We start from the raw sequence: 21,597 nt of genomic DNA on the forward strand, positions 1-21,597 counted from the left end.
ACCGCAGGGCCGAAGGGCCCTACCCGCCGGGGCCAGAGCGCGGGCACCGGCGCTGGCGTCCGGCCTAGGCTTGCGGCGTGCATCGCCTCCCACGAGCCACGCCCATGAGCCAACGTGTCGACCCGGCCGGAGTCCTGGCGTTCGTGGACGCGGTGGATGCTGATCCGAACGTCGAGCTCCACGGGCTGATGGTGCTCCGGCACGGGCACGTCGTCGCCGAGGGCTGGTGGGCGCCGCACACGGCCGAGCGGACGCGGCTGGTCTACTCGCTCAGCAAGAGCTTCACCTCGACTGCTCTGGCGTTCGCGGCGGACGAGGGCCTGGTCGACCTCGACGACACGGTGCTGCAGCACTTCCCCGAGTACGCCGACGAGGTGACCGATCCGCGCAGCCGGTCGCTCACCCTGCGACACCTCATCTCGATGGCCAGCGGCCACGACCGGGACATGTGGGGCGAGGCCGTGGCGCGGGACCGAGAGGATCCGGTGCGCGGGTTCCTGTTGATGCCGCCGGAGGCGCCCCCGGGCAGCGTCTTCGCCTACAGCCAACCCTGCACCTACACCGTCGCCGCCGTGATCCAGCGCCTCGCGGGGCAGCGGCTGAGCGAGTACCTCGGCCCGCGGCTCCTCGAGCCGCTCGGGATCGACCCGGTCGCCTGGTTCTCCATGCCGCCGGGGCGCGAACAGGGCTTCAGCGGTCTCTTCGCCCGAACCGAGGACGTCGCGAAGCTCGGCCAGCTCTACCTCCAGCGCGGCCGCTGGGACGGTCAGCAGCTGATCCCCGAGTCGTACGTCGCCCAGGCGACGTCCCGGGCGGTGGCCACAGCGGATGCGGATGAAGGCAAGGTCGACTGGAGCCAGGGCTACGGGTACGGCTTCTGGATGTCGCGGCACGGCTACCGAGGCGACGGCGCCTTCGGCCAGTTCTGCCTGGTGCTGCCGGAGCAGGACGCCGTGGTCGCCATCACCGGCGGCACCGAGGCGATGCAGACGGTCCTGGACCATGTCTGGGAGCACCTGCTCCCCAGTCTGGGTGGCGGCACCGAGGTCGCCGAGGACGCCCACCCTCGCCTGGTGGAGCGGCTCCGCACGCTCGGCCTGCCGCCCTGCCCGGGTACGCCGTCGCCGCCGCGACTGGCGGACTGGAGCGGCACGACGTTCTCGGTGGTGGACTCCTCCGCAGCTGCGTCCACGCTGTCGTCCGTCGTCGTGGAGACGGCGCACGGCAGCGTCGGCATCACGCTCCACGAGCCCGACAACGCCCTGACCTTCGCCGCGGGCGCCGGCGAGTGGCTCGTCTCCGAGCCGAGCGACGCGTCAGGCGACGGCGTACCCGTTGCGGCCTCGGCCGGCTGGATCGGCGACGACACCCTCCGGGTCGAGGCGATCTTCCTCGAGACACCTCATCGCCTGGACGTCGAGTGCTCGCTCTCGACCGGGACCGCGCGAGCCACGTGGCGCGGTACGCCGCTGGACGGCGGCAGGCTCAAGAGGCTGCACCGCCCGCGATAGAGGCCGCTCACGACCAGCTCGTCGGTCGCGCGGTCGCTCATGACGATCCGCGCTTCCCCTGGACCGCGACGAGGACGTCGGCACCCGACGACGGTCCGGGGCTGGCGCTGTGCCTATCACTTCCGGGACGTCTACGCGGGCGAGCTCCTCCTGGTCACCGAGCACGGCTGGGTGGATCTCATGACCGACGCCTGCGGCCACGAACCCCGGATGGTGGCCTGAAGGTTCCGCAGGTGCTGCAAGGCTGTGCCCATGACCGAGGACGAGCTGTTCGACCTGTTGACCGCGATCGAGGAACGCGTCCCGCTCGAGGAGAAGCCCGCGTGGTTCGAGCGTGAGGCGAACGACCTCGAGCCCGGCGAGCACGGACGTGCGTCGCTGCTGATCGCGGCCGGTGAGCATTGGCAGATGAGGAAGGAGTACGACGAGGCGCGACGCTGCTTCCGGCTCGCGATGCGCGACGGCGGCGAGTCGGGCTCAGACCCGATCGCGAACCTGTTGTCGCTGGCGCTCGACGAGGGCGACGCGGGGTCGATCACGGAGTTCGACAAGACGTTGCGCGGGTTGGTGCGCGATGACGAGGTCAGCCCGACCACCTGCCACCTCGTCGCGGAGGCGTACGAGATCCACGACCAGCTGCGGCAGGCGCTGCGCTGGTACAACATCCCGTTCACCCACGGTTATCCGGACGGTGAGCCCGGCGACGCGGCGTTGCTCCAAGGACGCCGGCGCGTCCGGACCGCCCTCGGTCTCGCTCCCGACCAGCTCGACGTCATGGCCGACGACCTTCGCCAGAACAGGCAGTAGAACGGGAGGCGGCTTCCTCCCGTCGGCGTTGGCGCACCTGTGCAAGGCGGCGCCGCCGCCCCGGCTCCTCCGCCCTCAGACCCCGAGCCTGCGTGCCACACCGTCGCCAGCCACGCGGCGTACGGTCGCCGGATCGCCCACCACGACCTGCTCGTCGGTCGCGCGGGACATGCCGACGTAGAGCCGCTCGGCATCGGCGGCAGCGCGTGCACCGACGCGCGCTGCCGGCGCCCGGGTGGTCGCCGTCTGCGGCGTGAACGAGCTGCCGCTCCACGCGCTGGGGGCCGCCGGCATCGAGGCCGCCTATGCCGTCGCCGACCGCGCGCCGACGATCGAGGCCGCCATCAGCGACGCCGCGTCGCATCTTGAGCAGCTGGCCGCTGACGAACTGCCGCGTCACCTCTGGCTCACGCCACGATGACGTGGACCCCACGTTCGCGCAGTCGGGCCACCGACTCCTCGGCAGCCGCGGCATCCAGGACCAAGGTCCACGACTCGCCCAGGGGGACCCACGCAGGTGCGCGCTGCTCGAGCTTGGAGGCGTCGGCGAGCAGCACGACGCGGTCGGCCACGGCGGCGGCTCGCTCCTTGACCCATGTCTCGTCGACGGTCGGCTCACCCAGCCCACGGACCGGGTCGACAGCGTCCGCGCCGAGGAAGGCCACGTCGAAGTGGTGACGATCCAAGGCCATCGCCGACAGAGGGCCGACCACACCGTGGCTGCGTGGCTGGACCCGCCCGCCCACGATCAGCACGTCCAGGTCATCGGCCGCGGACAGAGCCAAGGCAGCCTCGAGACCGCGCGTGACAACGGTCAGCGGTCCACGCGTGACCAGCAGCCGCGCAAGGGCCAAGCAGGTCGTCCCCGCGTCGATGAACACCGTGCCCCGGGCCGGCACCAGGTCGACCGCGGCCGCGGCGATCGCCGACTTCTGCCTCAGGTTGAGCTGCTGGCTCTCGTCGAACGGGCGCTCATGGAAGACCTCACGCACCAGCGCGCCGCCGTACGTCCTGGCGAGCCGGCCCTCGCGCTGAAGGGTCGCAAGGTCGCGTCGTACGGTCGAGGCCGACACGCCGAGCCGTTCCGACAACACCTCGACGCTGTCCTCGCCGCCCCGGACGAGGTCGACCATCGCGTCGTGGCGGGCCTTGGTGGCACGCCGCACGCCCACTCCCTCTGACACCGATCCCCCTCCTGGGCCCTGGCTGTCAGGAGCCGTACGTCGCCCGGATGTTATCGACATAGGGTGCGTAGTCCACCGCCGCCAGGTAGGCCGACAGCATGGTGCCGTGACCGGCCTTGCCGGACCCCGCTATGTCGAAGGCGGTGCCGTGGTCGACCGAGGTGCGCAGGATGGGAAGGCCCACGGTGACCGAGATGGTGCCGTCGAAGTCGAACGTCTTCGCGGGGATGTGGCCCTGATCGTGGAAGTGAGACAGGACGCCGTCGTAGCGGCCGACCAGGCCCTGGTGGAACACCGAGTCGGCCGGGACCGGGCCCGAGACGTCGAGCCCCTCCGCCTGCGCCGCCTCGACGGCAGGGGCGAGGTGCACGATCTCGTCGTCACCGAAGGCGCCGTTCTCGCCGCCGTGGGGGTTGATCGCGGCAACCGCCAGACGGGGCCTCTCGACGCCGAAGACCTGCAGCGCGGTGTGGGCCTTGTGGATCGACTCGCCCACCAGTTCCTTGTTGATCTGGTCCAGGGCCTTGCGCAGTGACACGTGCCGGGTGGTGAAGAAGATCCGCAGATGGTGACCGTCGGCCGCGTCGTTGCGAACCACGAACATCGTGTCCTGCTTGGTGACGCCCGTGAGCGCGCCGAGCATCTCGGTGTGACCGAGGTGCTCCGAGCCGGCAGCCCAGATCGCCTCCTTGTTGATCGGACCGGTGACGATGCCGGCGACCTTGCGGTCCATCGCGGCCTGCGTGGCGACCTCGATGGACTTCACCGCGGCGAGACCCGCACGCTTGTCGACCACTCCCCACTCCGGCAGGTCCTCACCGAGGACGCCGGTGTCGTAGCAGTCGATGACTCCCTCAGCCGGCTCGACGTCGAAGCTGTCGACGACGCGGACCTCGATGTCCAGACCCATCGCCTGCGCGCCGCGGCGCAGCGCTGCCGGGTCTCCTACGGCCACCCCATGGTGCTCGGTGGCGCCGGCCTGCTCGACGAGAGTCTTCGCGGTGATCTCCGGGCCGATGCCGACGGGGTCTCCGAGGGTCAGGGCAAGGACGTGTCTGCTCATGGTGTGCTCCTCAGGGGTATCAGTGGGGTTCGCGGGATTCGACGGCGGTGACTTGTCGGCGGTGGGCCGCCACCTGGCTGCGCAGGTGGTCGAGGCAGACGATCGTCGTCCGCGCGTCGCCGACGAGGCCACCCTTCGTGACGACCTGCAGCCCGTCCCACGGGCCGCCGACCAGGGATCCGGCCACAGCCAGCGGTACTACCTCGTCGGAGACCTCCAACCCGTGCGAGCCGAGCTCGGCCAGCAGGGCGGCCGTGACGTCGCCGCCGGTCGTGAAGATGCCGTCGACCGGGTGAGACTCCAGCGCACGGCGCGCGGCGCGGGCGAGCGCGGTCGGGATCTGGGTCGCCTGCTCGGCCGACGGTGACCACAGGTCCGACTCGTCGAGGACCGTCGCCAGTACGACGATGTCGTCCGCGCCGGCATGGTCGAGCGCCTCATCGAGCAGCCGGGCAGTGGCGTCCACGTCGGGCACGGCGTGCTCGCGGACTGCGCGGATGGGACGGGCAGCGCGCTCGGCGACAAGCTGCCCCAGCTGCAGGCGGGTGAGCTCGGTGGCCGATCCCGAGAGGACGAGCAACGGCGCCCCCGGTGTCTCGCCGGCCAGGCCCAGCGCCTTCGCGAGCGCGACCGACGCCGGCCCCGGGTCGCTGGTCGTCCACACGAGGTCGGTGCCGACGGTGGCGGCGACAGCTGCGGCCGCGATGCGGTCGAGGTGGTCGGCGGTCATCGCGTCGGCGACGACCACCTCTGCGCCCCCGTCCAGGTGCTGCCGGATCTTCTCGGCGAGCCGGTCGAGATCGCCGGTGACGTCCTCGACCGCTACGACCGCGACCTCGAGCCCGCCCTGCTGGCGCAGCAGCTCAGCGACGTCTGACGTGCGCACCGGCGTCCGGGCGTCGCGGGCGACCTCCGTGTCCTCGAGCCGCCGGCCGTCGAGCAGTTGGATGCCGCCGATGGTCTGGCGCCCGGCGGCGGGGTGCGCGGGCGCGCAGAGCAGCACCGTGCGCGAACCCGCAAGCTCGCCGACACGGTCGAAGATCTCGCGGGTGGTGGCGCCGACGTTGCCGCGGAGCGTGGTGTCGATGCGGTTGCACACCAGGCGTGCCGGCCAGCCGGCGCGCACCGCCCGGCCCACGCGTTCGCGGGCGGTGTGCGCGTCGAGGTGTCGGCTCTCGGTCGTGGCCACGACAACGTCGAACCGCGACACCATCTCGGCCACCACCTCCGCGTGCTCGCCGGCGCTGGCGGTGACGGCGCGGAACCCCGCCCGGGCGAAACCGGCCGCAGCCGCGTTCGCCCCCGTCAGATCGTCAGCGACGACGAGCACGTCTGCCACGTCAGAGCACCGCGCCGGCGATGAGGACCAGCGGCAGCGAGCCGAGCCAGACCGCGGTCGTGATGCCGGACCAGCCACGGAGGGCGGCCGTCCCCTCGAGGCCGGTGAACCGCGTCACGACCCAGAAGTAGGAGTCGTTGAAGTAGCTGAACACCATCGAGCCAGCACAGCAGGCCAACGCGGCGGCGAGCGGGGACAGACCCAGCCCGGCCACGAGCGGCGCGCTGACGGAGGCCGCGGTGATCATGGCGACGGTGCCGGAGCCCTGGGCGACGCGAACCAGTGACGCCACGAAGAACGGGACGAGCACGCCGGGCAGGCTGAGGTCGGCGATCGCCTCGGCGAGGGCGTCGCCGACGCCCGAGTCTCGGAGCACCTGGCCGAGAGCTCCGCCGGCGCCGGTGATCAGGATGATGAGTCCGGCCGAAGCAGCGGCCTCAGCCATCCAGTTGTGCACCTGCTTGCGAGGCGTCCAGCGCGGGAGGAGCACGTAGACGGCGAGCACGATGCCGATGATCAGCGCGACGACAGGGTGACCGACGAAGGCCAGCACCTCGGCCCACGAGGACGGCGTGTACTCGTCGTCCGGCCCAAGCGCGCTCTGGCTGTTGCGGTCGATGGCCGCGGCCACCGTGTTGAGGACGATGAGGAGCAGCGGAACGACCAGCGGAAGGGCGGCGAGACCGAAGGAGATCGAGTGCGGCTTCTCGCCCACCGGCGGCTCGCCCAGCTGGTGGACCGGGGAGTCCTGGTCGGGGCCGTCCGTCGCGTCACTGCGGTCCATCGTTGCCGTCGCGGTGCCGCCCGGGTGACCGGACCCACCGACAGTCACGGTGCCGTACACCTCTTCACGGATGTGCTCGTTGAGCTCACCCTCGAGCTTGGGGCCGATCCATGCGGCGTACGCGATCACGACCGGCAGCAGGAGGAGCGTGAACACCAGCCCTGCGAGGATCAGCCCACCGAGGTCGGCGCCCAGGATGCCGGCCACGCCCAGCGGGCCGGGTGTCGGGGGCACCAGGTGGTGGGTCAGCGTCATGCCGCAGCCGAGGGCCAGTGCGAGTGTGACGTAGCGACCGCGGAGCCGTCGAGCGATCGAACGTGCGAGCGGGTTCATGATGACGTAGCCCGAGTCGCAGAACACCGGGATCGACACGACGGCACCCGTGCCGGCCATGGCCCAGTGCTCGCGGCCCCGTCCCAGCAGGCGGACGAACGTCTTGGCCAGCGTGTCCGCAGCGCCGGACACCTCGAGGATCTTGCCGATGGCGACGCCCAGGCCGATGACGATTCCGATCGAGGCCAGCGTGTTGCCGAACCCGGTTGTCATCGACGTGATCGTCTCCAGCGCCGGCGACCCGGCGACGAACCCCGTCACCAGGGCTGCGAGCAACAGCGCCACGAACGCATCGATCCGGGTGCGCAGCACCAGGACGATGATCGTCCCGATGCCGAGGACGAGGGCGAGAAGGAGTTGTAGGTCCACCGGTGCCTCCAAGGAGCAGGGGCCCGTCGATCGGGCCTCGCCTCATGCTGGACGGTGACGCACGACACAGTCAAGCATTGTGCGCATTTTAGTTGCGCACAATACGCAACTGTCACGTGGCCGCCCACCACCTGGCGTCCCGGCGCCCGACCGACCCGCACCCCCCGCCGGGGGTGCGCACGGCCTCGCACGTGAGGAAGACTGCCCGCGTGCCCCGCTCCGTGCTGTTCATCGAGGACGACGAGCGGATCCGCCGAGCCGTGGCGTTGGCTCTCAACGCCGACGGGTTCGACGTGACCGAGGCGGGCACCGGAGAGGACGGTCTGTTCGCGCTTGCCGAGCGCGAGGCCGACGTCGTCCTGGTCGACATCATGTTGCCCGACATCGACGGGTTCGAGGTGTGCCGCCAGATCCGGCGCCGAAGCGACGCACCCATCATCATGGTCACCGCCAGGACCGACAGCCACGACGTGGTGGCCGGGTTGGAGGCCGGAGCCGACGACTACGTCACCAAGCCGTTCGTGGCCAAGGAGCTGTCCGCCCGCATCCGCGCGCTTCTGCGTCGAACCAATTCCTCGACCCCACGCACGTCGTCTGTCGTGGCCGGCGCACTCGAGATCTCCCCGCACCAGGGCCTTGTTGCCCGCCACGGGAACCCGATCAACCTCACTCACACGGAGTTCCGCCTCCTGTGCGAGCTCGCCTCCGAGCCCGGACGGGTCATGACTCGCGAGGAACTGCTCGAGCGAGTGTGGGGATACGACTACTTCGGCGACGAGCGCCTGGTCGACGTCCACATCCGTCGGCTGCGCACCAAGATCGAGGAGGACCCCGCCCAACCGCAGGTCGTGCTGACCGTGCGTGGCATCGGCTACCGCCTGGCACCCGCGCACGGCGCGCCCACCAGCAGGTGACGCTGCTCGCCGGGCCGGGTCGACCGGCAGCACGGGAGGGCGCGCGCTTGCAGGGTCTCCCTGGGGCGGCGCCATCGGTCGGAACGTCACGAGGGTCGCGTCGGCTCTCGAGCGTCCTGGACGGCGTAGCGCCGAACGTCATCAGACCGCAAACCGTGCGTGCACGCGGTGACCTGACGGCGGCGCGCCCACATGACGTTTGGGTTGGCCTGCCGACGGGCGGTGGTCTTTGAATGGGCGCTGCGGAAGACTCACCCCGGTGACGTCGGGACCGGGCTCACTGCATTCATGGCTGCGTCGCGGCCGGACCCGGGCCCGGGGGTGGCTCATGCTGCTGGGGATACGGGCCCGCGCCACCTTGTTGTTCGGTCTGGTGGCCGCGATGTTGGCCGTCCTCACCAGCACTGCGGTGTGGTTCAGCGTGGCGAGCTACCTGCTCGGTCAGCGGCAGGAGGCGGCGGTGGCGCAGGCGCTGTCCAACCTCGAGCAGGTCAGCCTGGAGGTGCGCTCAGGCGGCTCGTCGCCGTCCGCGGTGCTTGCCCGTCTGCCGCGCGAGCTGGACTCGACCTCGCTGCTGCGCACCGAGCAGGACGAGTGGTTCACCGACGACCTACGGGTCAACCGCAGCAGCATCCCTGCGGCACTGACCGAGCACGTCACCGAGGGGCGTCCGCACTCGCAGCGTGTCGAGGTGTCCGGTCGTCCGGCCCTGGTCGTGGGGATGCCGGTTGCCGGTGCCGGCGGGGCCTACTTCGAGGTCTTCACCCTCGACGAGCTCGACCAGACGTTGCGAACCTTGAGCCTCGTCCTGCTGGTCGGCGGCATCCTGGCGCCACTGGCGACCATGGCGTTGGGGTGGTGGGTGATGCAGCCGGCGTTGCGGCCCCTGGAGCAGGTCGCGGACGCGGTGGCCGCCATCGCACGTGGGGATGTCAGCGCTCGCCTGGACGCACGAGGCGACCCCGCGCTGCGGTCCATCGCGGATTCGTTCAACAAGACCGCTGCCGCCCTGGAGCGGCGGATGAGGATGGACGCGAAGTTCGCCGCCGACGTCAGTCATGAGCTGCGCAGCCCGCTGACCACGATGGTGAACACCGTGCAGCTGATGGACGGGTACCGCGGCTCCATGGCTCCCGAGGGCCGCGAGGTGCTGGACCTGCTGCGCGCCGAGGTCGATGGGTTCCAGCGCTTGGTTCAGGACCTGCTGGAGATCTCGCGCGCCGATGCCGGCAGTCACCAGTTCACCCTGGTCGAGTTCCGCCTCGCCGACCTGGCCCGGCAGGCGCTGCCGCAGCGCCTGGTAGAGCGACTCGAGGTGACATCGGCCGGCGCGGAGGCCGTCGTGCGCGGCGACAAGCGGCGTTTGGAACGAGTGCTGATGAACCTGGTCGACAACGCGGACCGGCACGGTCACGGGGCGCACCGCGTGGTGGTCGACGCCACCGACGACGTCGTGTGTCTGGCCGTGGAGGACTCCGGACCCGGCCTGATGACTGAGGAGCTGGAGGGGATCTTCGACCGCTTCTCCCGCGGGAGGAGAAGCGAGCGTGGGTCGACCGACGGCGCGGGGCTTGGCCTGGCCCTGGTGGCGCAGCATGTGCGCCTTCTGGACGGCACCGTCACAGCCGAGAACCGCCCCAGCGGGGGCGCCCGCTTCGTCGTACGGCTGCCCCGCGTCGATTCGGCGGGGACGCGATGCTGAACCGGTTACGCGCCCGAGTCGCCGCGGCGCTCCTCGCAGCGACGGTGCTGCTCACTGCCGGGTGCGGTGTCCCGCTGCAGGACGATCCCGCGCTGCTGCAGCAGAGCCCCGCCCCTCCCGTGCCGACGTCGGCTCCGAGCGGGATGAACGCCGTGCGGGTGTACCTGATTCGCGACGGTCGTCTGGAGCCGGTGACGCGTACCAGCGACAACACGTCGGCACGGTCGTTGGTGGAGCTCCTGATCGAGGGTCCGACCGCGGCGGAGGAGGCGGCCGGTGCCACGACAGCGGTGGCGCCGGGAGAGTTCCAGGTCGATCAGGCACCCTCCTGGCGGTCGCCCGGCGTCTCGGTGACCATCAACGTGCCGGTGCAGTTCACGCAGATCGACGGAGACCTGCAACTGCTGGCCACCGCACAGCTGGTGTGGACCGCGACCGAGCTTCGGCCGCGGGGGCTGGTGCGGATGACGTTCAACGGTGAGCCGATCGAGCTGCCCACGGACCGCGGTCTGACCAGCGGTGCCGTGCGCCGCTCCGACTTCTTCTCGGTGGCGCCGCGAGGCGCGCGCCTCGAGTCGGCCGACCCGGAGTAGAACGCCGGCGCCACCTCATGCGGCCGCCGGAGCCACCGTTCGGACGGTCGTCATCAGATCGACATGTCGGCCGGACAGGGCCGTGCCACGCATGACGGGTGCGGATGGCCAGCAGCACAGACCCCCCGGTGACGATCCGATGACGATCGGCCGCGACGGCCGAAGGGCCCGCATGCGCGCGAGCCCCGCGGGCAACCATGGCTGCATGGTCGAACCTCCGCGCACCCGCCGCCCCGCCCGACGACTCCCCGCGATGCTGGCCGCACTGCTGCTGGCAGGCTTGACCGCCTGCGCTGATCCTGAGATCGAGACCCAGCCCTCGATCGGCCAGGTGGAGAGCACCGAGTCGATGAAGGCCCTCGGGATGGCGCTGGTGACCAACGGCGAGGGCGCGGCGCGTCTGGTGGGAACCCTGGTGAACTCCGGTGACGACACCGACCGGCTCGTGGGAGTCGACGTCGACCCGACCATCGAGTCCTACGACATCGTGATCGCGGACGGACCCATCGTCCTGCCCCCGGACGAGCCTGTCACGTTGGCCCGCGATGCCCAGATGACGGTGTTCAGCGATCAGTTCGTGCCCGGCTTCAGGGCCGAGCTGCGGCTGGTCTTCGCGAACTCAGCTCCGATCGCGACGACGGTTCCGGTCGAGACGCAAACGGGTCCCTACGCCGAGGTGGAGGTGTTGGAACCGATCGACGGTGACATCTCACCGGAGTGAGCTGCGAGGCGGGGCCCGTCGCGGTTCACGGTGTCATGACGTCCACGGTGCGCACGTCGCGCAGGGGCGACTCCTGGCAGCCGCCGATGGCGTAGAGAGCGCCGTCGAGAGCAACGAGCCCGTGGCCGTGGCGAGACAGCGGGGGGTGGTTCGCGGGCGCCCACTCGCCGGTCCTCAGGTCGAGGGCGGCGGCAAACTCGTGGAACGACACCCACAATCGCCCGTCGAGGACCGCGGCACCGGCTCGGGACACCGGCTCGGGCAAGGCGGGCCCTGCGGTCCACGTCCCGGTCTTGGGCACGTACCTCTGGACCAGACGGGACGGCGCGCCATCGAGCCAGCCGCCCAGGACGTAGAGTCCGTCCGACGTTGACACGGTGTCGTGAGACCCGCGGGCGTGCGGCAGCGGGGCGCCGGGCGACCACCGGCCTGACTGCACGTCGAACACGTCCACCTCGCGCACCGCTCCCGCGACCGACTCCCCGCCGACGACGTAGATGCGGCCCTCGTGCAGCGTCACCGTGTGCGCGTAGCGGGCGTGCGGGATGGGAGGCAGCGCCGTCCATCTCCCCGACGACGTGTCGAGGACGGCGGAGAAGTCAGTGGGCTGGCTGGCCGCGTCGAGGCCGCCGAAGACGAAGATCCGGCCATCGATCGCCACGCCCTCGAAGGACGCGAGCCCCACGGGCATCTCCACCTTCGACGTCTTCCAGGCACGGGTGTGCGGGTCGTAGACCTCGATGGAGGTCAGGCGGTTCCCGCGGTCCCCGGTCATCCCGCCGAGCACCCAGATCTCACCGTCGACGACCGCAGTCGCGAAGTCGTCGCGGGGTGTCTGCAGCGTGCCGGCGAGCTCCCAGGTGGGCATGGAGGGGTACGGCGCCGTGGTCCGCGCCGGGGTCGGGGTCCCGGAGGCGACCGGCACCTCGGACGTCGCCCGAGGAGGTCCCGCGGAGCATCCGGTGAACAGCCACAGGATCAGGACCGCCCAGACGTGTACTGGCCGCGAGCGATGCCTGTTCCGGGCGGACACGCGCGAGTGCCGGGTCCGCCTCATCGGCTGGCGGTGCTGTCACCGTCGCGTCCGAACATGTGAGCGCCTTCCGTGCGGAGGTCGCGGTCGAGGGCGTGGACGACGTCGCGCTCGGTGGCGAAGTGGCACGCGGACGGGTGTGCTGCCCCGTCGCGGGTGACGAGCATCGGCTCGTCGGTGGCGCAGATGTCCTCCGCCTTCCAGCAGCGGGTCCGGAACCGACAGCCGGACGGAGGATCCACCGGGCTGGGCACGTCGCCCTCAAGCACGATGTGGTCGCGATGGCCCCGCAACCGGGGGTCCGGCACCGAGACCGCGGACAGGAGCGCCTGGGTGTAGGGGTGGGTGGGGTGCTCGTAGATCTCGGCCTCGGTGCCGTACTCGACGCCTTTGCCGAGGTACATCACCAGCACCCGGTCGGAGATGTGCCGGACCACCGACAGGTCGTGGGCGATGAACACGTAGGACAACCCGAACTCTTCCTGCAGCTGCTCGAAGAGGTTGACGACCTGGGCCTGCACCGACACGTCGAGAGCAGAGACCGGCTCGTCGCAGACGATGATCTCCGGCTTGAGCGCCAGGGCGCGGGCGATGCCGATGCGCTGGCGTTGACCGCCCGAGAACTGATGCGGGTAGCGGTTGACGTGGCTGGGATCGAGCCCCACCACGTCGAGCAGCTCCTGGACGGTCGTGCGTCGATCCCGACCGGCCAGGGCGTCGGGGTGCACGTGATAGGGCTCACCGACGATGTCTCCCACGGTCATTCGCGGGTCGAGGGACGAGTAGGGGTCCTGCAGGACGATCTGGATGTTGCGCCTCATCTTGCGGAGCTCAGGCCCCTTGAGGTCGGCGATCTCGCGCCCGTTCAGCTTGATGGAACCCGAGGTGGGCCGCTCGAGCCCCATCAGCAACCGACCCAGGGTCGATTTCCCGCAGCCGGACTCCCCGACGACACCGAGCGTCTCGCCGCGGCGCAACTCCAGCGACACGCCGTCGACCGCCTGCACCTGGCCGACCGTCCGTTGGAAGACGATGCCCTTCTTCACCGGAAAGTACTTCTTGACGTCCGTGACCTGGAGGACGACGTCACCGTCGGCGCGAGCGAGCTTCGAGTTCTGCTCACTCATTTCGGTGCTCATGAGCCGAGCACCTCCTCCCAGTAGTGGCAGGCGCTCTTGCGCCCGCCCGGCACGTCGTACAGCGGCGGCTCGTCGTGCGCACAGTTGCCACGGGCGTACTGGCAGCGCGGATTGAACGAACAGCCCGGGGGGCGGTCGGTCAGTACGGGCGGCAGGCCCTTGATGACGGTCAGGTCCTGGCCCTTCTGGTCGATGCGCGGGATCGACTCGAGAAGGGCCTTCGTGTAGGGGTGCGCCGGCTTCTCATAGATGTCGTAGACGTTGGCCTGCTCGACCGCGCCGCCGGCGTACATCACGCAGATTTTGTCCGCGACGTCGGCAACGACGCCCATGTCGTGGGTGATCAGCACCAGCCCGAGCTGCAGCTCCTTCTGCAGCCCAGCGAGCAGGTCCATCACCTGCGCCTGGACGGTCACGTCCAGGGCGGTGGTGGGCTCGTCGGCGATGATGACGTCCGGCTCGAGCGCCAGTGCCATCGCGATCATCACGCGCTGGCGCATGCCTCCGGAGAACTGGTGGGGGTAGTCGCTCACCCGCTCCTTCGCGGCCGGGATGCCGACCATGTCGAGGAGCTCGACGGCCCGGCGCCTGGCATCGGCGCGCGAGGCGCCGGAGTGCTTGCGCGCCGGCTCGCCGAGCTGCCAGCCGACGGTGAACACCGGGTTGAGCGCGGACAGCGCGTCCTGGAAGATCATCGCGATCCGGTTCGCCCTGACGTGTCGTCGTACGGACTCGTCCAGCGACAGGAGGTCGACGCCGCGGTAGCGCACCTCGCCACCGGCGATCTTCGCCGGCGGGGTGTCCAAGATGCCCATGATGGCCTGGGCGGTCACCGATTTCCCACAGCCGGACTCGCCCAGGATGCCCAGGGTCTCCCCGGCCTCGAGCACGAAGCTGACGCCGTTGACTGCGTGGGCCAGCCCGTCACGGGTGTGGAACTCGACCTGCAGGTCCCTGACCTCCAGGAGGGGCGCGTCCTCGTCGAACGCGAGGGCGTCCAGAGGCGTCCGGATGGCGCGGTGGTGTCCGTTGCTGAGTATGTCGGTCATCGTCGTCCTCTCCTATCGATTTCGTGGGTCGAGCGCATCGCGGAGGACGTCGCCGAGCAGGATGAACGCCAGCACGGTGGTGACGATGAATGCGCACGGGTAGACGAGCAGGTGCCAGAACCCGGCGAGCGCGAGTGTCTGGCCGTCGGCCACGAGCAGTCCCCACGACGCCGCCGGTCGCTGGTAGCCGACACCGAGGAAAGTGAGCGTTGCTTCGGCGCTGATGTAGGTGCCGAGCGCGATCGTCGCCAGCACGATCACGGGAGCGATGCTGTTGGCGATCACGTGCTTGCGGATGATGAACAGGTCGCTGGCGCCGAGCGCTCGCGCCGCGTCGATGAAATCCTTCTGCTTGGTAGCGATGACGCTTCCGCGCATGACGCGGGTCAGCGACGTCCATCCGAACACGACGAAGACCAGAGTCAGGGTGTAGACGTTCCGTTCGGGGAACAGCGCCAGGAAGACCAGCGCTCCCAGGATGAACGGCAGGCCGAAGAAGATGTCGGTGATCCGACTGATGATCGTGTCGGTGCCTCCTCCGTAGTAGCCGGCCGCGGTGCCGAGCAGGACGCCGAGGATCGTCGTCCCCGCGGTCACCAGGATCGCCAGGATCACGGACTTCCCGGTTCCCCAGACCAGGGACGACCACATGTCGCAACCGGCGGTGGTGTAACCGAACGGATGGTCCCAGGTGGGCTTGCCCCGGGCGTTCGCCAGGTCGCAGGCGCCCCGTGCGTTCGGCGACTCCGACGCCCACAGCTGAGGGAAGAAGGCCATGGTGAGGATGACCAGCACGAGCATCAGCGACACCCAGAAGAGCGGTTTGCGCGCCAACTCGTAGCGCACGTCGCCCCACAGCGAGCGGTTGACGCCCTCGTCGGCGATCTCACTGGCTCCGGCGCTCTTCGCCGACATCGTCTCAGTCATAGCGGATCCTCGGGTCGAGTGCGGCGTACAGGATGTCGACGACGAGGTTCGAGACGAGGAACACGACCGTGAGGATCGTGACCACGCCGATGATCACCGGGGCGTCGTTGGCCTGGATCGCAAGGAACACCAGTTGCCCGACCCCGGGGATGTTGAAGATGCCTTCGGTGACGAGCGAGCCGCCAAGCAGGAACCCGATGTCGATGCCGATGTAGGTGATCACCGGGATGAGCGAGTTGCGCAGTGTGTGGACACCGACGATGTCTCTGGCGCCCAGGCCCTTGGCTCGCGCGGTGCGGACATAGTCGGATCGCAGGTTCTCGATCAAGCTGGTGCGGGTGAGACGAGCGATGGCCGCCAAGGAGAACGCGCCGAGCACGATGCCGGGGAGCACCAGGCTGAGCCAGGGGTAGTCGGGGTCGTAGCCGACGTTGAGCATCTGTCCGAGCCACTCCGGTGCCCAGTCGCTGTTGCGCAACGGCAGCCCGATCTTGAGTCCGACGAGGAGCAGGGCCAGCGATCCGAAGACGAACACCGGAAAGGCGATCAGCACGACAGTGGTGAAGCGCACCAGGTTGTCGATGAGCTTGTCCTTCTTGAGCCCGGCCAGCACTCCGGCGGTGATGCCGACGACGATCTCGAACGCGAGCGCGATCACGGTCAGCCGAGCAGTGACGGGAAATCGCTCGAGGAACATCTCCATCACCGAGCGGCCCCGGAAGTTCACCCCGAAGTCGCCGGAGGCGTACTGCCCGATCCGATCCACGAACAGGCCGACGCACGGGTTGCCCGTCTGCTCGAGGCAGGGGTCGTCGAGGTTGTACCTCGCTTGCAGCTCCTCGATGATCGCCTGCGGCGGGGCGTTGGGCCCGAAGAGGGCCCGCACCGGGTCACCGACGATCTGGATCGTCAGTGTGCTGAGCATGTGAAGCAGGAAGAGCGTCCCGAGGATGACGGGGATGAACTGGATCAGCCGACGGGCGACGTAGCGACCCATGAGGACCCCTTTCCGGTTCTGCTCAGTGGTGGCCGCCCGAGCGGGGGCGGGCACGGTGTGCCCGGCCCCCGCACGGGCTGGTGTGCGCCCGGGGTGTTCCCAGACCCGGCATCTGGGACACGTGCTGTGTTGCTAGACGCTCACTCCTCGACGGTGATCTCGCCGTACGCGATCTCACCCTCGCCCACGTCGAACCGGACGTTGCCGACCTCGTCGGAGTGGGCGATGGCAGTGCCGCCGCTCCACATCGGGATGATCGGCATGTCCTCGAGAGCCAGGTCGCCGGCCTGCTGGTAGAGGTCGATGGCTTCGTCCAACGAGGTGGCGGCGTCGCCCTGGGCGACCAGCTCGTCCAGCTCCGGGTTGCTGTAGCCCGTGTAGTTCGAGTCACCGTCGGTGCCCACGATCGGCCGGATGTAGTTCTCCGGCGACGGGTAGTCCAGGGACCAGCCGAGGCGGAACGGGCCCTCGAAGTCACCGCCGTCGAGGAGCTCGAGGTACTGCGCCCACTCGGTGGAGTTCAGCTCGTAGTCGAAGCCGAGCGTCTTCTGGACCTGACGGGCTGCCGCCTCGACCCAGGCGTCGTGTCCGGCGCCGGCGTTGAAGTAGTACTGAAGGGTCATACCCTCGGGGTCCACCCCGGACTCAGCGAGCAACTCCTTGGCCCGCTCGGGGTCGTACGTGCAGTACTCGCACGCGTCGTCTCGCGCACCGGGGATCGGCGGCGTCACGATGTCGGTCGACGGGTAGGCCAGTCCGTTGAGCACCTGATCGACGATCAGCTCGCGGTCGATCGCCATCGAGATCGCCTGGCGCACCTTCTTGTTGTCGTACGGCGCCTCGTCGATGGGGAACCCGAGGTAGGTCAGTGTCGCAGTGGGCTCCTCGATGATCGCGTCACCGAGCACGCCCTGCGCCTCGAGGTAGACCTCGGGCGCCAGGCTGAGCACGTCGAGGCCGCCGTTCTGGAAGTCGCGGTAGGCCGCGACCGGCGTGGTGAACATCTTGAACTCGACCGAGTCCGCCATCGCGGGCTGCTCGCCCTCGTAGTCGGCCCATTTCTCGACCGTGATCTGCTGGTCGTGCTGCCAGGGCTCCGTCATCTCGTAGGCGCCGGTGCCGATCGGTGTGTCGTTGCACGAGTCGATGTCGTCGAAGCACTCCTGGGCGATGGGAGCGAACGCCGGGGCGTAGCTCAGCATCTGACCGAACTGCGAGAACGGCTTGTCGAGCGTCACCTCGAGGGTCTGCTCGTCGACGACCTTGATCCCGGAGGCCTCAGGGCCCTCTCCCGCGCCCTCGATGCGAGACATGAAACCGGCCGTGGCCTGCGCGTTGTCGGGGTCCTGCGAGAAGTTCCACGCACGGGCGAATGACTCGGCGTCGATCGGTTCACCGTTGTGGAAGGTGCGGCCCTCCTTGAGCGTGATCGTCCAGACCGTCTGGTCCTCGTTGGCCGTGATCTCCTCCGCAAGACCGTCATAGATCAGCTCGCCCGACTCGAAGTCGGTGCTGACCAGCGGGTCGTTGATGAGGTCGAGGACGGCGCTGCACTCGGACTCGTAGCAGTTCGAGGCAGGAGCCAGGAACGTCGGCTCGGTCAGCTCGGCGGCGTACGTTCCTCCCGCGGTGCCGGTCGACGGGTCGGAGGTCCCTTCGTTCTGGTCCGCGTCGTCGTTCCCGCCGCCGCATGCGGCCAGACCGAGGACAAGTGCTGAGCAGGCGGCTGCGACGCGCCATGACCGTTTCGCTCGCATGAGATCTCCTAGCAAAGTCGAGGATGCTCGTCTCGCCATCGTTGGCCGCCCCGCAGAGCTGCGGCAACGCGCAGCCCCGAACGTCATACGACCGCAAACAGCAACCCCGGTTTGTGACGCGATTGTGTGACGACTGCGTCTCGCGCGCTCACAGCAGCGGCTGCCGCGGCATCGCCGCCTGCGGGGCCCTTCTTCCGGACTCGCGGGGCGAACCGATGCGAATCGACAGCGACCTCACCAGTCGGCGTGCACGCCCACGGCGCCGTCCCTGCGTCCGACTACTGGTTGCCGGGTCCCTCAGCTGAGCCGATGACGCGTCGCTCGAACGCACTTCGGCCCCGAGAGACTTGCTCTCTCGGGGCCGAAGTGGCTGTCACTGCACTTGTCGTGTCAGCGGTGCCGGATGCTCAGCACTCGCGAGAATCGACTGACTCACTTCTGCGAATCCACTGACTCACTCGTGAGAACTCACATCAGCTGCAGCCGCTGGTGCTCCCGCAGCCCTCGCACACGTAGCAGGACCCAGCCGGGCGCATCTTCGTCCCGCAGGTCATGCAGAGCGGGGAGTCGACGGCGGTGCCGGTGAGCTTCTCGAAGAGCTCGGCGGTCGTCTTGGCCTCGCCGGTGGTCACCTGGGCCGGGACCTCGCGGGCCTCGGACCCGTGGGTGTCCTTGGTCTCGATCTCCTCGGCCTCGACGACCTCGGCCGCAGCGGAGGACGAGGCCGGCGTCGTGAGCTCGGCGGCCGAGCCGGTCTCCTCGACGAGCGGCTCGTAGGAGCCGGTCTCGAGGTGGCGCTGGCGCTCCTCGGCGGAGTAGATGCCGAGCATCGACCGCTCCTCGAAGGACAGGTAGTCCAGGGCGAGGCGGCGGAAGATGTAGTCCATGATCGACTGCGACATCCGCACGTCCGGGTCGTCGGTGAGGCCGGCGGGCTCGAAGCGCAGGTTGGTGAACTTCGAGACGTAGGTCTCCAGCGGGACGCCGTACTGCAGGCCGATCGACACCGCGATCGAGAAGGCGTCCATCACGCCGGCCAGGGTCGAGCCCTGCTTGCCGAGCTTGAGGAAGACTTCGCCGAGCTGGCCGTCGTCGTGGGCGCCGGAGGTCATGTAGCCCTCGGCACCGCCGACGGTGAACGACGTCGTACGGGAGACGCGCGACTTCGGCAGGCGCTTGCGGACCGGGGCGTAGACGACCTTCTCCACGACCTTGGTCTCGACCTCGGCCGCGTCGGAGGCGGCCTTGTCGGCGGCGTCCTTCTTTGCCTTGCCGCCACCGTCGGAGAGCGGCTGGCCGACCTTGCAGTTGTCGCGGTAGATCGCGGTGGCCTTGAGGCCGAGCTTCCACGACTGCAGGTAGACGTCCTCGATCTCCTCGACCGTGGCCGTCTCCGGCAGGTTGACCGTCTTGGAGATCGCGCCGGACAGGAACGGCTGGCAGGCCGCCATCATCCGCACGTGGCCCATCGGCTTGAGCGAGCGGGCGCCCATCGCGGTGTCGAAGATCTCGTAGTGCTCGGCCTTGAGGCCGGGGGCGTCGACGACGTGGCCGTGCTCGGCGATGTAGGCGACGATCGCCTCGACCTGCTCCTCCTGGTAGCCCATCTTCTTCAGGGCCCGCGGGATGGTCTGGTTGACGATCTGCATGGAGCCGCCGCCGACGAGCTTCTTGAACTTCACCAGCGAGAAGTCGGGCTCGATGCCGGTGGTGTCGCAGTCCATCATGAAGCCGATGGTGCCGGTGGGCGCGAGCACCGAGGCCTGCGCGTTGCGGAAGCCGTTCTTCTCACCGGTCTTGATCACGTCGGCCCACGCCTTGGTGGCCAGCTTGTGCACGCGGCCGTCCTCGGTGTGCAGCACGCGTACGACGTCGTTGGCCGCCTGGTGCTTGCGCATCACGCGCTTGTGGGCCTCGGCGTTGCGGGCGTAGCCGGCGTAGGGGCCGACGATCCCGGCGAGCTCGGCGCTGCGCTTGTAGGACGTACCGGTCATGAGCGAGGTGATCGCGGCAGCCATCGAGCGGCCACCCTCGGAGTCGTAACCCAGGCCCATCGCCATCAGCAGTGCGCCGAGGTTGGCGTAGCCGATGCCGAGCTGGCGGTAGTCGACGGTGGTCTTGCCGATCGCCTCGGTCGGGAAGTCGGCGAAGCAGATCGAGATGTCCATCGCGGTGATGATGAACTCGACGGCCTTCGCGAAGAGGGCGGCGTCGAAGGTGTCGTCGTCCTTGAGGAACTTCAGCAGGTTGAGCGACGCGAGGTTGCACGACGAGTTGTCGAGCGACATGTACTCCGAGCACGGGTTGGACGCGGTGATGCGGCCGGTCTCGGGGTTGGTGTGCCAGTCGTTGATCGTGTCGTCGTACTGCAGGCCCGGGTCGGCGCACTCCCACGCGGCCTGGCTGATCTTGCGGAACAGGTCGCGGGCGTCGACGGTCTCGATGACCTCGCCGGTGCCGCGGGCGCGCAGGCCGAACTCGGTGCCGTCCTCGACCGCACGCATGAACTCGTCGGTCACGCGGACCGAGTTGTTGGCGTTCTGGTACTGCACCGAGGTGATGTCGGCGCCGCCGAGGTCCATGTCGAAGCCGGCGTCGCGCAGCGCGCGGATCTTGTCCTCCTCGCGCGCCTTGGTCATCACGAACTCCTCGATGTCGGGGTGGTCGACGTCGAGGACGACCATCTTGGCCGCACGACGCGTCGCGCCGCCCGACTTGATGGTGCCCGCGGACGCGTCGGCGCCGCGCATGAAGGAGACGGGACCCGACGCCGTACCGCCGGAGGACAGCAGCTCCTTGGAGGAGCGGATGCGGGAGAGGTTGAGGCCGGCACCGGAGCCGCCCTTGAAGATGAAGCCCTCCTCCTTGTACCAGTTGAGGATCGAGTCCATCGAGTCGTCGACCGAGAGGATGAAGCAGGCCGAGACCTGCTGCGGCGACGGGGTGCCGACGTTGAACCACACGGGCGAGTTGAAGGAGAAGTACTGGTTGACCAGCAGCCAGGTCAGCTCGTGCTCGAAGATCTCCGCGTCGGCGTCGCCGGCGAAGTAGCCGTTGTCGATGCCGGCCTTCGTGTAGGTCTTCACGACCCGGTCGATGAGCTGCTTGAGGCTCCACTCGCGGGCGTCGGTGCCGACGGCGCCGCGGAAGTACTTGGTGGTGACGATGGTCGAGGCGTTGACCGACCAGAAGTCGGGGAACTCCACGCCGCGCTGCTCGAAGACGGTCTCGCCGGTCTTCCAGTTCTGCTGGACGACGTCGCGACGCTCCCACGTGATGGCGTCGTAGGGGTGCGTGCCCTCGGTGCTGAAGACGCGCTCCAGCTTCAGGCCCTTGCCCCTCGCCTTGGCGCGGGTGCTCACCGTCTCGGTCATG

General features: G+C 69.3%; 17 protein-coding genes and 1 pseudogene. 7 read left to right on the plus strand and 11 right to left on the minus strand.

What is annotated here, in order from left to right; all coding sequences use genetic code 11:
* The first annotated feature begins 104 nt into the window (after nucleotides 1-104).
* From NCI01_RS15260 to NCI01_RS15270, 3 genes and pseudogenes are all read left to right on the plus strand, one after another.
* Complete coding sequence (locus NCI01_RS15260; protein ID WP_254182356.1) at nucleotides 105-1,511, plus strand: serine hydrolase domain-containing protein; 1,407 nt, start codon at nucleotides 105-107, stop codon at nucleotides 1,509-1,511.
* A 252-nt stretch (nucleotides 1,512-1,763) separates the two neighbouring features.
* Nucleotides 1,764-2,318: a hypothetical protein gene (locus NCI01_RS15265; protein ID WP_254182357.1), complete on the plus strand. Its 555-nt coding sequence runs from the start codon at nucleotides 1,764-1,766 to the stop codon at nucleotides 2,316-2,318.
* Between the two features lie 226 nt (nucleotides 2,319-2,544).
* Nucleotides 2,545-2,739, plus strand: a pseudogene (locus tag NCI01_RS15270) (glycerate kinase); the annotation flags it as partial.
* Here the strand turns inward: NCI01_RS15270 and NCI01_RS15275 are convergent.
* Genes NCI01_RS15275 through NCI01_RS15290 form a run of 4 tightly spaced genes read right to left on the minus strand, consistent with a single transcriptional unit; the run spans nucleotide 2,726 to nucleotide 7,390 of the window.
* On the minus strand, nucleotides 2,726-3,502 hold the full coding sequence (locus tag NCI01_RS15275; RefSeq protein WP_254182359.1) for a DeoR/GlpR family DNA-binding transcription regulator: 777 nt from the start codon (nucleotides 3,500-3,502) through the stop codon (nucleotides 2,726-2,728). The pseudogene NCI01_RS15270 and the gene NCI01_RS15275 sit on opposite strands and share 14 nt — an antisense overlap.
* 25 nt (nucleotides 3,503-3,527) lie before the next feature.
* Nucleotides 3,528-4,565, minus strand: a complete 1,038-nt coding sequence (gene pdxA / locus NCI01_RS15280; protein ID WP_254182360.1) for a 4-hydroxythreonine-4-phosphate dehydrogenase PdxA — start codon at nucleotides 4,563-4,565, stop codon at nucleotides 3,528-3,530.
* A 19-nt stretch (nucleotides 4,566-4,584) separates the two neighbouring features.
* The gene (locus NCI01_RS22805) at nucleotides 4,585-5,904 is read right to left on the minus strand and encodes a four-carbon acid sugar kinase family protein (protein ID WP_254182361.1); all 1,320 of its coding nucleotides are present in this window, start codon (nucleotides 5,902-5,904) and stop codon (nucleotides 4,585-4,587) included.
* A gap of 1 nt (nucleotide 5,905) precedes the next feature.
* The gene (locus NCI01_RS15290; RefSeq protein WP_254182362.1) at nucleotides 5,906-7,390 is read right to left on the minus strand and encodes a GntP family permease; all 1,485 of its coding nucleotides are present in this window, start codon (nucleotides 7,388-7,390) and stop codon (nucleotides 5,906-5,908) included.
* 209 nt (nucleotides 7,391-7,599) lie between these two features.
* Between NCI01_RS15290 and NCI01_RS15295 the strand changes: the two genes are divergently transcribed.
* The 4 genes from NCI01_RS15295 (at nucleotide 7,600) to NCI01_RS15310 (ending at nucleotide 11,320) form a co-directional block, all read left to right on the plus strand.
* Nucleotides 7,600-8,304 (plus strand): winged helix-turn-helix domain-containing protein, encoded by a 705-nt coding sequence (locus NCI01_RS15295; RefSeq protein ID WP_254182363.1) that lies wholly within the window; start codon nucleotides 7,600-7,602, stop codon nucleotides 8,302-8,304.
* A 328-nt stretch (nucleotides 8,305-8,632) separates the two neighbouring features.
* A complete protein-coding gene (locus NCI01_RS15300) occupies nucleotides 8,633-10,006 on the plus strand; it encodes a HAMP domain-containing sensor histidine kinase (RefSeq protein ID WP_254182364.1) in 1,374 nt (457 codons plus the stop codon).
* Nucleotides 10,000-10,599, plus strand: a complete 600-nt coding sequence (locus tag NCI01_RS15305) for a GerMN domain-containing protein (RefSeq protein ID WP_254182365.1) — start codon at nucleotides 10,000-10,002, stop codon at nucleotides 10,597-10,599. The genes NCI01_RS15300 and NCI01_RS15305 overlap by 7 nt, the downstream gene beginning before the upstream one ends.
* 139 nt (nucleotides 10,600-10,738) lie before the next feature.
* Nucleotides 10,739-11,320, plus strand: a complete 582-nt coding sequence (locus tag NCI01_RS15310) for a copper chaperone PCu(A)C (protein ID WP_254182366.1) — start codon at nucleotides 10,739-10,741, stop codon at nucleotides 11,318-11,320.
* Between the two features lie 25 nt (nucleotides 11,321-11,345).
* On the opposite strand, the gene NCI01_RS15315 is transcribed toward NCI01_RS15310, so the two are convergent.
* The 7 genes from NCI01_RS15315 to NCI01_RS15345 all read right to left on the minus strand — a co-directional run bounded on the left by NCI01_RS15315 (nucleotide 11,346) and on the right by NCI01_RS15345 (nucleotide 21,596).
* Entirely contained in the window at nucleotides 11,346-12,188 is an 843-nt protein-coding gene (locus NCI01_RS15315) for a Kelch repeat-containing protein (protein ID WP_254182367.1), read from the minus strand.
* Between the two features lie 185 nt (nucleotides 12,189-12,373).
* Nucleotides 12,374-13,480 (minus strand): ABC transporter ATP-binding protein, encoded by a 1,107-nt coding sequence (locus tag NCI01_RS15320; protein WP_254182368.1) that lies wholly within the window; start codon nucleotides 13,478-13,480, stop codon nucleotides 12,374-12,376.
* 8 nt (nucleotides 13,481-13,488) lie between these two features.
* Nucleotides 13,489-14,541 carry an ABC transporter ATP-binding protein gene (locus NCI01_RS15325; RefSeq protein WP_254182369.1) on the minus strand — a complete coding sequence of 351 codons (1,053 nt, stop codon included), beginning with the start codon at nucleotides 14,539-14,541 and terminating at the stop codon, nucleotides 13,489-13,491.
* A gap of 12 nt (nucleotides 14,542-14,553) precedes the next feature.
* Nucleotides 14,554-15,456 (minus strand): ABC transporter permease, encoded by a 903-nt coding sequence (locus NCI01_RS15330; protein WP_254182370.1) that lies wholly within the window; start codon nucleotides 15,454-15,456, stop codon nucleotides 14,554-14,556.
* Nucleotides 15,457-15,460: 4 nt separating this feature from the next.
* Nucleotides 15,461-16,465 (minus strand): ABC transporter permease, encoded by a 1,005-nt coding sequence (locus tag NCI01_RS15335; RefSeq protein WP_254182371.1) that lies wholly within the window; start codon nucleotides 16,463-16,465, stop codon nucleotides 15,461-15,463.
* Nucleotides 16,466-16,605: 140 nt separating this feature from the next.
* Nucleotides 16,606-18,222, minus strand: a complete 1,617-nt coding sequence (locus NCI01_RS15340) for a peptide ABC transporter substrate-binding protein (protein ID WP_254182372.1) — start codon at nucleotides 18,220-18,222, stop codon at nucleotides 16,606-16,608.
* Between the two features lie 473 nt (nucleotides 18,223-18,695).
* Entirely contained in the window at nucleotides 18,696-21,596 is a 2,901-nt protein-coding gene (locus NCI01_RS15345; RefSeq protein ID WP_254182373.1) for a vitamin B12-dependent ribonucleotide reductase, read from the minus strand.
* Nucleotide 21,597: the final 1 nt, after the last annotated feature.

It is taken from the genome of Nocardioides pinisoli (genome assembly GCF_024199985.1).
Lineage (GTDB): Bacteria > Actinomycetota > Actinomycetes > Propionibacteriales > Nocardioidaceae > Nocardioides > Nocardioides pinisoli.

What these genes read in the sequence shown, in the direction of transcription:
- NCI01_RS15260 (WP_254182356.1), top strand. Translation starts at nt 105, where the DNA reads ATGAGCCAACGTGTCGACCCGGCCGGAGTCCTGGCGTTCGTGGACGCG.
- NCI01_RS15330 (WP_254182370.1), bottom strand. Translation starts at nt 15,456, where the DNA reads ATGTCGGCGAAGAGCGCCGGAGCCAGTGAGATCGCCGACGAGGGCGTC.
- NCI01_RS15325 (WP_254182369.1), bottom strand. Translation starts at nt 14,541, where the DNA reads ATGACCGACATACTCAGCAACGGACACCACCGCGCCATCCGGACGCCT.
- NCI01_RS15335 (WP_254182371.1), bottom strand. Translation starts at nt 16,465, where the DNA reads ATGGGTCGCTACGTCGCCCGTCGGCTGATCCAGTTCATCCCCGTCATC.
- pdxA (WP_254182360.1), bottom strand. Translation starts at nt 4,565, where the DNA reads ATGAGCAGACACGTCCTTGCCCTGACCCTCGGAGACCCCGTCGGCATC.
- NCI01_RS15315 (WP_254182367.1), bottom strand. Translation starts at nt 12,188, where the DNA reads ATGCCCACCTGGGAGCTCGCCGGCACGCTGCAGACACCCCGCGACGAC.
- NCI01_RS15340 (WP_254182372.1), bottom strand. Translation starts at nt 18,222, where the DNA reads ATGCGAGCGAAACGGTCATGGCGCGTCGCAGCCGCCTGCTCAGCACTT.
- NCI01_RS15310 (WP_254182366.1), top strand. Translation starts at nt 10,739, where the DNA reads ATGACGATCGGCCGCGACGGCCGAAGGGCCCGCATGCGCGCGAGCCCC.
- NCI01_RS15345 (WP_254182373.1), bottom strand. Translation starts at nt 21,596, where the DNA reads ATGACCGAGACGGTGAGCACCCGCGCCAAGGCGAGGGGCAAGGGCCTG.
- NCI01_RS15265 (WP_254182357.1), top strand. Translation starts at nt 1,764, where the DNA reads ATGACCGAGGACGAGCTGTTCGACCTGTTGACCGCGATCGAGGAACGC.
- NCI01_RS15305 (WP_254182365.1), top strand. Translation starts at nt 10,000, where the DNA reads ATGCTGAACCGGTTACGCGCCCGAGTCGCCGCGGCGCTCCTCGCAGCG.
- NCI01_RS15300 (WP_254182364.1), top strand. Translation starts at nt 8,633, where the DNA reads ATGCTGCTGGGGATACGGGCCCGCGCCACCTTGTTGTTCGGTCTGGTG.
- NCI01_RS15320 (WP_254182368.1), bottom strand. Translation starts at nt 13,480, where the DNA reads ATGAGTGAGCAGAACTCGAAGCTCGCTCGCGCCGACGGTGACGTCGTC.